At 67.6% G+C, this 11,973-nt stretch carries 12 protein-coding genes; 10 read left to right on the plus strand and 2 right to left on the minus strand.

The annotated features are described in order from the left end of the window. Both Van01_RS26890 and Van01_RS26895 read right to left on the minus strand, forming a co-directional pair. Positions 1-929: inositol monophosphatase family protein (locus Van01_RS26890; protein WP_239099326.1), on the minus strand; the 929-nt coding region annotated here is incomplete at its 3' end. Positions 930-946: 17 nt separating this feature from the next. Continuing rightward, complete coding sequence (locus tag Van01_RS26895) at positions 947-1,975, minus strand: helix-turn-helix domain-containing protein (RefSeq protein ID WP_204013279.1); 1,029 nt, start codon at positions 1,973-1,975, stop codon at positions 947-949. A gap of 880 nt (positions 1,976-2,855) precedes the next feature. On the opposite strand from Van01_RS26895, the gene Van01_RS33265 reads away from it, so the two are divergent. The 10 genes from Van01_RS33265 (at position 2,856) to Van01_RS26945 (ending at position 11,809) form a co-directional block, all read left to right on the plus strand. Continuing rightward, positions 2,856-3,608 (plus strand): FAD-binding oxidoreductase, encoded by a 753-nt coding sequence (locus tag Van01_RS33265; protein ID WP_275410399.1) that lies wholly within the window; start codon positions 2,856-2,858, stop codon positions 3,606-3,608. Further along, complete coding sequence (locus Van01_RS26905) at positions 3,608-4,312, plus strand: GNAT family N-acetyltransferase (protein ID WP_239099327.1); 705 nt, start codon at positions 3,608-3,610, stop codon at positions 4,310-4,312. Before Van01_RS33265 ends, Van01_RS26905 begins: the two co-directional genes overlap by 1 nt. A gap of 170 nt (positions 4,313-4,482) precedes the next feature. Continuing rightward, positions 4,483-4,797, plus strand: coding sequence for a hypothetical protein (locus tag Van01_RS26910; protein WP_204013281.1), 315 nt, complete (start codon positions 4,483-4,485; stop codon positions 4,795-4,797). After that, the gene (locus Van01_RS26915) at positions 4,761-6,251 is read left to right on the plus strand and encodes an APC family permease (protein WP_204013283.1); all 1,491 of its coding nucleotides are present in this window, start codon (positions 4,761-4,763) and stop codon (positions 6,249-6,251) included. The genes Van01_RS26910 and Van01_RS26915 overlap by 37 nt, the downstream gene beginning before the upstream one ends. A 13-nt stretch (positions 6,252-6,264) precedes the next feature. Beyond that, positions 6,265-7,233: a hypothetical protein gene (locus tag Van01_RS26920; RefSeq protein ID WP_239099329.1), complete on the plus strand. Its 969-nt coding sequence runs from the start codon at positions 6,265-6,267 to the stop codon at positions 7,231-7,233. After that, a complete protein-coding gene (locus Van01_RS26925; protein ID WP_204013285.1) occupies positions 7,230-8,438 on the plus strand; it encodes a histidine decarboxylase in 1,209 nt (402 codons plus the stop codon). Before Van01_RS26920 ends, Van01_RS26925 begins: the two co-directional genes overlap by 4 nt. Positions 8,439-8,564: 126 nt before the next feature. After that, positions 8,565-9,161, plus strand: a complete 597-nt coding sequence (locus Van01_RS26930; protein WP_204013287.1) for a deoxynucleoside kinase — start codon at positions 8,565-8,567, stop codon at positions 9,159-9,161. Then, the gene (locus tag Van01_RS26935) at positions 9,158-10,246 is read left to right on the plus strand and encodes a zinc-dependent alcohol dehydrogenase (protein WP_239099330.1); all 1,089 of its coding nucleotides are present in this window, start codon (positions 9,158-9,160) and stop codon (positions 10,244-10,246) included. The genes Van01_RS26930 and Van01_RS26935 overlap by 4 nt, the downstream gene beginning before the upstream one ends. Beyond that, positions 10,236-11,357 (plus strand): DegT/DnrJ/EryC1/StrS family aminotransferase, encoded by a 1,122-nt coding sequence (locus Van01_RS26940; protein ID WP_204013290.1) that lies wholly within the window; start codon positions 10,236-10,238, stop codon positions 11,355-11,357. The genes Van01_RS26935 and Van01_RS26940 overlap by 11 nt, the downstream gene beginning before the upstream one ends. Further along, complete coding sequence (locus tag Van01_RS26945; RefSeq protein ID WP_204013292.1) at positions 11,354-11,809, plus strand: NUDIX hydrolase; 456 nt, start codon at positions 11,354-11,356, stop codon at positions 11,807-11,809. Before Van01_RS26940 ends, Van01_RS26945 begins: the two co-directional genes overlap by 4 nt. The last annotated feature ends 164 nt before the right edge of the window (positions 11,810-11,973 follow it).

Here is an 11,973-nt window from a genome sequence, read left to right on the forward strand (position 1 = left end):
GATAGATCTAGGTGGCTCAGGATATCCCAGGCCAGCTCATACGTGCCGGCGGCAACAAATTTCTGCCTTCGGTTCATCGCTCGCGCGATATCGGGCAATGACTGCAAGCTGTAGTCCAGGGAGATTGGCTCACCTGCAAGGTCGAGCACGGTGCCACCCGCCGACTCTAGGATGTAGTGCCCCGGAGCCAGGTCCCAGATAGCGAATCCTTTGGCGAACTCCAGTACACCTTCGGTGAATCCTGCGGCGACGTGGCAGAGGCTTACTGAGCCGAAGTCAACCCCGATCCTGCCTCGACGCTTGCCATCCTCAGCCGCCTGGTCCAAAGCGCTAATCAAGCGTTCTTGGCGACTCAGGGGAAGAAGGCGTTCGCTTGGGCGCATGAGGAAATTTGTGAGTAGTGACTCTGGCAGACTCTTCCGGGCTGGCTGGCTCAGCCTGTGAAAACCTCCGTCTGCGGTGTACGCGTAAGCGTAGTCCCTGCCGTCGTCGTGCCGAGCCGCGACGTAGAGCCGGACGTGGTGATAGATATCGCCGACTACCGACACAATCGGCCGCGCCAGTGAGCGCGAGTAGATCATCACATGTGTATATCCAAGAAGTCCACGTACGGCCAGCTCACTGGTGTCGAGTGGGTCGACAAGGATGCACAGGTCCGGATCCCTCTCGTTGCCGACTACCTGTGGATCTGCCTCCTCGGATGCATACACGAACGAGTCGATGTGATGGGCCATCAACTCGCGATACCTATCATGCATCCACATGTCATGAACTGAGAGGAAATTGTCAGAGTGGCGTATATTATCGCTCTCTCCGGCATTCCCGGAAAAGGCGGCCTCCATCAGCTTAGGGCGAATCTCAAGGATGAGAGTTTCCACTACATCCGCTGCGCTCTTGGCAAGCTCAGGCAGGTGGGCTGCGTTACTCACGACACCTCCGACGATGGTCAGCGTAGTTCGAGGGGTGGCTCAATGCCGGGTGGGCTCATCGTTGCGGCTATGAACACAGCTGAAAATTCGGCCGCCCGCATGATCTGTGCGCCCGTTAGGTCGTCGAAGCTCGTCACTTCCAGGTCCGAGCCTTTGGTCATTGCACCGAACACGGCAAAGTAAAGCTGGGCGCCCGGGTACCTTCGCCGAATTTCGCTGGCGATGAATCCGACTACGTCCGCATGCTTAACTTCGAAGTCACAGATGAGAATCGTAGGCGCTTCACCGGCCTCCGGATAGGAAGAAGTTGAGTCAAGGGTAATGCTGTCGCGTACCTTGTTGCAGCGAAGGTAACCTATAGGGCAGCGGGAAAATTGGGCGGAAGCAAGGAAGGTAGCCATCACCAAGCCTGCCTCGTTGACGCCAAAGCAGATATCCACCTCAAGGCGTCTTCCCAGATTTTTTATTTGCCTTATGAGCCTCTCGATCCCGAAACCGAAAGTGCTCCAGTCGAGATCTAGCAGGTTTCCGGGATGGGGGTTCGGTAACGAGAAGACACAGATCTCAGGGTTTCCGTAGTCGACGGTAGGGGCGACGAGGTTGAAGTCGGGACCAATGCTCTGACTTGGACTGTCAGTCTGCCGGATAGGGTGGAAGGCTGGACCGACGTTTGAATTCGGAGATCCTTTCTCTTTCGCCGAGAAGCTCTTTAGTGAAAGCTGATCCTCTGGGGGGAGTCGTTCGTATGCCTCCGAGATCAGATCGCTGGGCGAGATTTTCTCGACAGCCATCCCGAGCGGTCCCCGGCCATATGCTTCGGCGAGGACTAGAAGGCTGGAGAAGGTCGGCGGCGAGCCCGCCCCCCGGCTGCGTGCCCAGGTTTCCCACGCATTGATAGTTGTTCCGCCGAGGGTTGTCTGATAACCGGTCACCTCGTTATAGCGAAGTGCTGCCTGGTCCTGGGAGAGCCCGGCCGCATAGCGGTACGCCTGAATGCTAGGAACCTCTGGATGCCGACTCATCAACTCGGCAGCTACCGTCTTCACGGATGCCGTTTCCTGCCACAGCTGCTTGCCAAGGCGGGCCAACTCGCGACCGCGCGACTGAGGGCTGACGGCTTGACCAGTAGATGTAGAAGTGCCCATGTTGCTCCCTCCTGGCAGGTGTGGGGCGCTAGCGATGGACGACGATCCAACGCACCATACCCATCCTGATGGGCAAGACGGGCGCGCTGACGCGTTTGTGCTGTTCAGCGTTGCCCACAGACCAGTCCGGCTATGGCCACCGGAACAGGTGTGTCGCGCATCCACGAGCTGGAACCCTGTCCTCCGCGCCGTCAGGGGCGATGCGGTTGACGGATAGCAGCTCCAGCGGGCAGGGCTGCGTGAAGGGCGGATGCGATGGACGAGAGGGTTGGGCTGATCGGCAGCCGACGGTCCTTGATGCGCTGTGTTCAAGGGCGGCATGATGACTGACCTTGAGCCGCTACAGGCTTCTGCACCCGAAACGCATGATCGTGCGGCCGACTACTTCTGGTCTCACCTTGAGGACCGAAGCGTGCGCTTTCTTCCGTCGGGCTTGGCGCCGATGTTCTTCTCGACGTTTTCGCAGCTTGTTGCTGGGACGGGCGATCCGTCGGGGAGGCGGGCCGCGCTTGCGGTTCTGGGTCGAATGTACCGACGGTTTGGTCTTCAGCCGTACCACGGCACCTGTGTCGCAGCGGCGATGGTGGATACGGTGCGTCGGTTCGGAGATGACAGGTGGGACGCAGCTCTTGCCGTCGCGTGGGATCGGGGTTGTCGGCGTGCGTTTCGGTTGGCGGAGCGGGCGGCGGATATGGTGGGGGATGGGCCTCAGGTCGCGGTCGGTGAGGTTGAGGCTCGGGACTCATGGTCCGACGGTGTGGCGGTGTTGACGGTACGGCCGATGCGGCGGTTGCGGTTTCTGCCTGGTCAGGCGTTGCCGGTGTGTACGCCTCGCGTGCCGGGGGTGTGGCGGTGGTTGTCGCCAGCGAATGCTCCTCGTCCGGATGGGACGGTGGAGTTCCACGTCCGGTCGGTGGCGGATGGCGCGGTGTCGCCGGTGCTGGTGGATCAGGTTGCGGCGGGGGAGCTGCTGTGGTTGGGGCCGGCATGCGATCTCGGGTTGTCGCTGGCGGATTCAGCGGGAGCTGATCTGCTGTTGGTGGCTGGTGGGACGGGGCTTGCTCCGTTGCGGGCGTTGGTGGAGCAGGCGGCGGCAGCACCGACCGGGCAGCGGGTGACCTTGGTGGTCGGATCACGCACTCTGCTCGACCTGTATGACGCGGTGGCGTTGGACAAGCTCGCGTCCGCGCATCGCGACTGGTTGACCGTGGTGTTGGCGTTCTCCGACGATCGTGACGTCGAGCCTGCCGCGCAGGGCGACGTGCTGAGCGTGGCGCTGTATCACTACCGGAGCGGCCAGGCTATCTACGTCTGCGGCCCACCGCAGATGATCAAAGCTGCCCGCCAGCGGCTGCCGCTGACCGGCGTCGCCGGTGACCGCCTGCACCTGGCTACCACCTTCGACCGGGCCCTCGATTCGGCGGTGTGGATGAGCCGTCAGCGGGCCGCGTCGCGCGGACCGCTGGCGGTCCGGGACGACGACGCGGAAGGCGAGGGTGTTCAAGGATCTTCGGGGGAGCTGTCATGCGATTGATGAACTCTGGTGTCCGTCGCGCGACGGATGACGATGCTGAGGGATTGTCGGCGCTTGTGGCCGACGCGTTGTTGACCAGCCGGTTGAGTGCCTGGCTGGTGTCCGATCCGATCGAACGGCCGAGGGTCGTGCGGCGGTACGCGCAGCTTGTCGTGGCGCAGGGGTTGGCCCAGGGCATGGTCGACACGACCGATGACCTTGCCGGTGTAGCGGTCTGGTACTCGCGGCTGGTGCCTCCGCCGCCGTCGGCGGCGTGGATGTATGACCTGCATCGGATGCTCGGTGTGCACGCTGCCCGGTTCGGTCTGCTGCACGCGTACGTCGACGCGGTGCACCCGTACACCGCGCATCACTACCTCGCGCACCTGGCGGTGACTCCCGGCCGGCGGCAGACGGGTGTGGGTGCGGCGTTGCTGGCCCGCCACCACCGCCTGCTCGACGCGGAGCAGTTGCCGTCGTATGCGGAGGTGAGCACCGACCGCCCTCGGGAGGGGCTGCTCGCCGGGCTGGGCTACGAGCCTCGGTCACCGATTCTGCTTCAGCCGGGTGGTCCGGCGCTGTGGCGGATGTGGCGGCAACCCGTGCGCCCTGGACAGCCGGACGAGGCGGGCGGAGATGGGCTGCCGCGACGGGTCCGTGTTCAGCGCACCGCGATGCCGTTTCGCGGCGCGGTGAGGCTGGCGGCAGCACCGCGTTCCCCGTGATCCACGTGTTCTGACATCACCTCGTTCACCTGCTGGCGCGTCGTCTGTTCGCCCAGCGGGGCAGTGCGTCGTACCCAATTTTCGACAGGAGGGTTCTGCTAATGCTGACCATGACCAGCCGTCCCGCCGCTATGTACGCCCGGCGACGGCGGCCTGTCAGGTGGTGGGCCATGCGCCTTGGCGTTTCGAGTGCCGCCGGTGCCGTCCCGGAGACGGGAGGCGGCACCTCGACGGAGTACCTGTGGGGTTACGCGATCCGTCGTGACTGGCCCGGCGGTGAGCATGACCTGTTCGGGTTCACGGCCGTCAAGGACACCGCGCAGCGGAACCTCGCCCGCGACAAGAGCTACTGGCATCACGGCCCAGTGCGGCCAGCGGCGGTGTCCATCGTGCCGGCCACCGCCGCCGACGTGAACCAACACCCGGTGGACGGCTGCCGCAACTCGTGGTGCCCGAACCAGCCGGGGCGGGGGGAGTCACGGTGACGGCGCAGGTGCAGGTGGCGCTGGCGCGCCGGACGCTGACACCGGTCGGGTTGTGGGTGTTCGGAGCGGCGGCGTCGGCCCCGATGGTGGTCCTCGCCGGCGGTATCCCCGCGATCTACGCGACCACGGGTGTGATCGCGGTGCCGTTGACGTTTGTGCTGGTGGCGGGCGTGGTGGCGGTGCTGGCGGTGGGGTACACGGCGATGGCCCGCCAGGTCGGGCATCCGGCCGCCTATTACGGCATCCTCGCCCAGGGGCTTGGCCGGGGTTGGGGTGTGGCCGGCGGCGTGGTGGCTCTGCTGGCCTACAACGCGATCCAGATCAGCCTGTACGGCCTGCTCGGGGCGACCCTCGCCGCCCAGTTGGGCGGGTCCTGGTGGGTGTGGGCGGGTATCGCCGTGGCCCTGGTCGGGGTGGTGGGAGTACGGGCGATCGTGCTGTCGACCCGGGCCCTGGCGGTGGTGTTGGCGGTGTCGTTGCTGGTCGTCGCGGTGTTCGTGGTGGCAGGTGTGGGACGGCCGGCAGACGGTGGCCTGTCGTGGGTGGGCTTCGACGCCTCCGGGTTGATGGTCGGAGGTGTGGGTGGGGCGGTCGCGTTCTGCGTGGCGGCGTTCACCGGCATCGACGCGCCCGGCTCCTTCGTGGAGGAAGCCGTTGATCGGCGTGCGGTCGGCCGGGCCACGATCGTCGGGGCGCTCGTGCTCGGTGGGGTGTATGCGGCTGCGGCGTGGGCGATGGGGGTGGCGGTCGGTCCGTACGCCGTCGCCGAGCTGGCCGCCCAGCCGGACAGTGACCTGACGTCGGTGATCCTCGGACGGCTCGGCAGCGGGTGGGTGGCCGTGGCGGGCGTGGTGTTGATCTTCGCGATCGTCACCTCGAAGCTGTCTTTTCACTCGGTGATCGCACGCTATGTGTTCGCCATGGCACGGGAAGGAGTGCTGCCCACCGGCCTCGCGGGCGCGGACAGCGGCACGCGGGTCACCGCGCCGCGCGGCGGTTCGGTGGCGCAGACGGTCGTAGCCTCGGTGGTGGTGGCCGGGTTCGCGGTGGCCGGGGCCGACCCGGTCACGCAGATGTTCACCTGGCTGTCGAGCCTGGGCGCGCTGGGGTTGCTGTGTCTGCTGCTGGCCGCGTCAGTGGCCGCGCTGGCCGCCCCGGACCGAGTCCGGGGTGAGCGGGCCGGGGCGTGGCAGTGGCGGGTCGCGCCGGTGATGGGTGTGTTCGCCGGGTCGGTGGTGCTGGTGGCGATGGTCGGCAACGTCGGGCCGCTGCTGGGTGCCGCGCCCGGGTCGTTGTTCCCGCTGCTGCTACCCGCGATCGTCGGTGCTGCCGCAGCTGTGGGCGGGATGTGGGCCGCGCACCTGCGCCAGGCCCGGCCGGACGTCTATGCCGGTATCGGGCGCGGCACACCGGCCACGAACGCCGTTCCCGACGCCATCCACGTCTCGATCTGACAAGGGGGCGACGATGATGACCTACGCACGACGACCGGCCGGACCCTACGGTCCGCCAGATCCGCTGCACCCCGGATGGCGGCGGGAGTCGACCGCCGACCTGCGGCCTGCCGGCGGGTATGAGCCGCAGCCCGGCTACGGTCCCCGCCCCGCCGGCTATCAACGCCCACCGGACCCGTCACTCCCGCCGCCGCCCCCACCCCCGCCCCCGCCCCCGCCTGTGGACGAACCGAACGACGAGGCGGTTCGCCGAGCCAACGCGCGGTGGGCGGACCTGCGCAAGCAGGTGGTGTTCCGGTCCAAGCGGCTCAACTCCGGGCACCTGATCGAAGCCGACCAGCGCTACGGCACACGGCACGCCCTCGGCCCGCACGCCGTCATGCTGTTCTTCACCTCCCCGGCCGCGACCGAGCCGCAGGGGTACCGGCTGCACACCGCGTGGCGGCTGTTCCTGTCCGCACCCGAGTCCGACGACCTGCCCCGGATGCTCGCCGACCTGACCAGGATCGCCGCGACCAACATCGCCCACGCGACCGCCACCGGCCGTGGGTGGCATCCACTCGGGCCGGAGCGGTCTATGGTCAACGGCGGTGACATGGCCCTCGGCCCCGACGCCGTCTACGTCGGTGTCGGGGTGAGCACCCTCGATTCCGACGACGGCCGCTGGTATCAGCTCGCCCGCACCCTGCGGGAGCCGTCCGCCACCGGCCACCGTAGGTCAGCCTTCGACCTCAAGGGCCGCTGCTACCTGTTGCTGACCGACGGCACTGCCATCGACATCGACCGTAACCCGCACGCCCCGTTGCACTACGACGGCATCCGCAGCAGCAAACCCCTCGATGCGGACCGGCCCGCCCACTGGCACAACCCGCACGCCACCCTGACCGAGCAGGGCGACCACACCACCCGCGAGGTGTGGCGGCACCTCACCGCCCTGCACCACACCCTCGCCGCCCACCTCGACCGAGGGCCGGCAACGTGACCCACACCCACACCTTCGACCTGGCCGTCGCCGCGGACCTCAGCCGGACCCCGATCGACGTCACCGCCGTCCTCGACCACCTCATCCACACCGCCGACGCCGCCGCGGCGACGAGTATCGGCTACCCGGGCGCCGTCGACCTCGACCACACCGCCGTCATGACCCGCCTCAGCCACCGGCTGTGGAACAACATCGGCGACCCCAGCGACACCGGAGGAGTAGCCCACACGCGGGTCCTGGAACAGGCGGTCATCGCCTGGGTCGCCGAGCTGCTCGGCATGCCGGTCGGCGATCGGTGGGGTTATGTCACCACCGGCGGCACCGAGGGCAACCTGTCCGCCCTGCACGCCGCCTACCGCCGCTGGCCGACCGCCCGCATCTACTACTCCACCGCCGCCCACTACTCCGTACCGAAGATCATCGACATGCTCGGCGCCTACAAGGTGGTCGTAGCGGCCCGCCCGGACGGGGAGATGTGCTACGACGACCTCGCCGCACAGCTACGGAAACGGCGACGGTGGCCGGCGATCGTGGTCGCCACGGCCGGCACCACCATGACCGAAGCCGTGGACGACACCACCCGCATCCGCGCGATCCTTAGCGAGTACGGCATGACCGGGCATCTGCACGTCGATGCCGCCCTGTCCGGCATCCCGCTCGCCCTCGACGGACAGCTACGCCTGGATGATGCCGGCGGCATCGGCTCCATCGCGATCAGCGGCCACAAGTTCCTCGGTGTCCCCACCCCCTGCGGAGTGGTGCTCATCCGCGACAGCATCCGCACACCAGCCCGGCCGCAGGTGGCCTACACCGCCGCTACCGACACCACCATCACCGGCTCCCGCTGCGGGCTGGCCGCCGCCCTGCTGTGGCACGCCATCGCCCTGCACGGCCGCGAAGGGCACCGGTGGCGGGCCGCCGAAGCCCGCAGCACCGCCGCGTACGCCGTCGAACAGATCCGCGCGACCGGCTGGACCGCCTGGCGGTGGCCGCACGCCTTCACCGTCGTCCTACCCACCCCACCCGAGCCGGTACGCGCCAAGTGGCTACTCGCCACCGACGGCACGGTCAGCCACCTCATCTGCATGCCCGGCATCACCCGAGGCCAGATCGACGCGCTCGCCGCCGACCTCGCCACCGCCATCGCGACACCCATCCCACGCCCTCGCACCCCTTACCCGGCCGACTTCACCACCACGCCCTGACCACGACACCGACGCTCGCGGAGGCGAGGCGACATTCCGTGGCCACCGGCTACGTCCACCACCCCCGCCGTCAGCCCCGGCCCGATCCGGCCGCATCGCTGACATCCCGCGTTGAAGGGGATCCCGTTGTTCATCGCGATCACTGGCCCTACTGGAGTCGGAAAGACCACGCTCGCCAGTCGCCTGGCCGCCCGGCTGGACGCGACGCTGATGCTCGATCCGTTCGCCGACAACCCCTACCTGCCGCAGCTGTACGCCGAGGCCGAGCGCGCCCGCGATGATCTCACTTTGAAGGTGGAACTCACCTTCATCGCCCTGCGGGTCGCGCAGCTGCGTCAGATTGAGATGATCACCCGGGCTGGTGGTCGGGTTGTCGCCGATTGGGCGATGGTGCAGCAACGCATCTTCGCCGCCGAAACGCTGCCCGCCGCCGACGCGTGCCGTGTCGCGCGGACCTGCGGCATCTGGTCCACCGACAGTCCGAGCCCCGATGTGGTGATCGGGTTGACCGCGCCCCCTTCGACGCTGTTGCACCGCGTCAAGCAGCGAGGCCGAGACATGGAGACCGCCGTGTCCGAAGCCGATCTCGCCGCCCTCAACGAGGCGTTCCAGCGCGCCTTCACCCCTCACGTCATCCACCGCGACGGCAGCACGTTCGACGCCCTCAACGACGCGGACCTCAACGAGCTGATCGCCCAACTCACCGGATCGGAGAAGCCGTGACCCAACCCGCTCTCGCACACCAGGGCATCGCCGTGTGCCCGCCCACCACACGCCTGATGATCACCGGCCCCGGCAACGTCGAGCTGATCTCGGAGAACCTTCCGCCGCTCGGCCCGACCGACGTGTACGCCCAAGCCGTCGTGTCCGGCATCAGCCACGGCACCGAAATGGCCTGGGTGCGAGGCTCGGCCGCTGCCCTGCACCGCTCCTGGCTGCCCGAGCAACGCCTGTTCACTAGCGAACCGGGACGGGACTACCCAGTAGCACCCGGCTACGAGACCATCGCCCGCGTCACAGCGGTTGGCAGCGCCGCCCGTGACCGGATCGCCGTCGGGGACCTGGTAGCGCTGGACCGCCCACACGCCACCGGCCACGTCGTCCGCATCGACACCGCCGAGGCAGGTCGCCTACCTGCCGGCATCGACCCGGAACGGGCCGTGTTCTTCATCCTCACCCGCGTCGCGCTCGGCGGCGTCCACGACGCCAACATCCACATCGGCGACACCGCCGTCATCGTCGGCCTCGGCACCGTCGGCCTGATCGCCGGGCAACTCGCGCACCTGGCCGGCGCACGCCGCGTCATCGGCATCGACCGCTACCCCATACGCCTGGAAGCCGCCGAATCACTCGGCATGACCGCCATGCACACCGACACCGAAGCCGACGTCGCCCATCTGGTCCGCAAGCTGACCGGCCCTGCCGGAGCTGACGTGGCCATCGAGGCATCCGGCTCCTACGCCGGGCTCCACGAGGCCATCCGCTGCGTCCGCGTCGGCGCGACGGTCTCCACCGTCGCCTCCTACCACGGCGACCAAGGCGGCCTGCGGCTCGGCGAGGAATACCACCGCAACCGCATCACCCTCGTCTCCTCCATGACCGTGAACGGCTGCCCCCAACGCACCCACCCCGCCTGGGACCTTCCGCGGCTCAGCGCCACCGCCCGACAGCTCGTCACCGACGGACACGTCCGTGTCGACGGGCTCATCACCCACCGCATCCCGTTCGCCGACGCGCACACCGCGTACGGCCTTATCGACACCCGGCCCGAGGAGACGATCAAGGTGGTGCTCACCTATGACCACTGACACCGCCTACGACCTGGACCACCCGGTCGATGACCGGTACTCGCCACCACCCTGCGGAGAACTGGACGAGATCCGCGCCGTCCTCGACGACGGCCGCCTCTCCGGCGGCGCCCAAGTGCTGCCACTCTACGAGCGTGCCCTCGCCGCCCGCTTCGGGGCCGCACGCGCCATCGCCGTCAACTCCGGCACCTCAGCCCTCCACGCCGCGCTCGTCGCGTTCGACGTCCGCCCCGGAACCGAGGTGCTCGTCCCCGCTACCGCCCCACTGCCCACCGCGATGCCGATCCTCACCTGCGGCGCCACCCCCGTCCTGGTGGACACACTCCCGAACTCCCTGGCCCTGGACCCCACCGACGTTGAACGGAAACTCACAGCCCGCACCCGCGCTGTGATCACGCTGCCTCTATGGGGTTACCCGAACGACGAACGGGCCATCACCGGCCTGCTCGCCGACGCGGGCGTGCCCGTCATCGAAGACTCCGCGCAGGCCCACGGCACCCGCATCGCCAACCAGCACGCCGGCACCCTCGGCCATGCCGGCTGCTTCTCCACCCACGACCGCAAACTCCTGTCCACCGGCGAAGGCGGCTTCGTCCTGACCAACGACCACGACCTCGCCGACCGCATCGACCACTACACCCACCTCGGCCACCTACGCGGCGGCCACGGCGTCAACTACAAACTCGCCGGACCACTGGCCGCCATCGGCCTGCGTCGGCTGGCCCGCCTCGACGCGCAACTGGCCCAGCGCCGCCGCAACGCCGAACGCATCCTCACCGCCCTCCCCGCCGGAGGACTGTTGCGCGAACTGCCCTACGGCGTGCAGGACAAACCCAACTACTACAACCTGGTCCTCATCGCGACCGCCCGCCAGACCGAGATCGCCGACGCCTTCCACCGCGCAGGGCTACCCCCAGACTCGATCCGGTGGCGCTACCAGCCCCTCTACCACCAACCCCTATTCCAGCCCTACGCCACGGCCTGCCCCAACGCCGAACACCTCGCCACGGCCACCATCCAACTCCCCGTTCACCCCCAACTACCAGAGGCGACGCTAGCGTGGATCGCCGACCAAACCGCCCGAATCGCCCAGGGAGAAACCGCAGCATGATCCGGCACTTCACCAGCTCAGCGATCGTCTTCAACAGCAGCGGACAGGTCCTCCTCGTGCACCACAACAAGATCGGACTGTGGCTGTACCCCGGCGGACACGTCGACCCCAACGAAGACCCCGCCGAAGCCGCCCTCCGCGAAGTCGTAGAAGAAACCGGCGTCGAAGCAGAAATCCTCGCACCCGAGCCGTTCACCCACCCTGCCGTACGCAGCATCCCCCCACCCTTCGCGATCATCGAAATGGACATTGAAGACCGCAAAGTCGGCCCCCACCGCCACATCGACTTCGTCTACATCTGCCGCACTTACAACGACACCCTCAACGCGCAACTTGAAGAGGTCGGCAACGCCGCCTGGTTCGACGTGACCGAGATTGCGGGCCTCGCCGCCCCTAAGGAGCTGCCGTCGCTTATCGCCGAAGCTGCACGACGGATGCCGCAGCTCGTCTGACGCAGTACCTCAACATGAAGTGCCCTGGCGTTTAGACAGGCCAGGGCACTTCGCTGTCGTGTGATCGCCTATACAGCGCGTGCCCGAACATCGGCGACCGGGGCCGGGACCGCGTCCTCCGCCGGCGCCTCGGGATCACCCTCGCGTGCGCGGGAAGCAGCCCG

Source organism: Micromonospora andamanensis (assembly GCF_016863495.1).
GTDB classification, from domain to species: Bacteria; Actinomycetota; Actinomycetes; order Mycobacteriales; family Micromonosporaceae; genus Micromonospora; species Micromonospora andamanensis.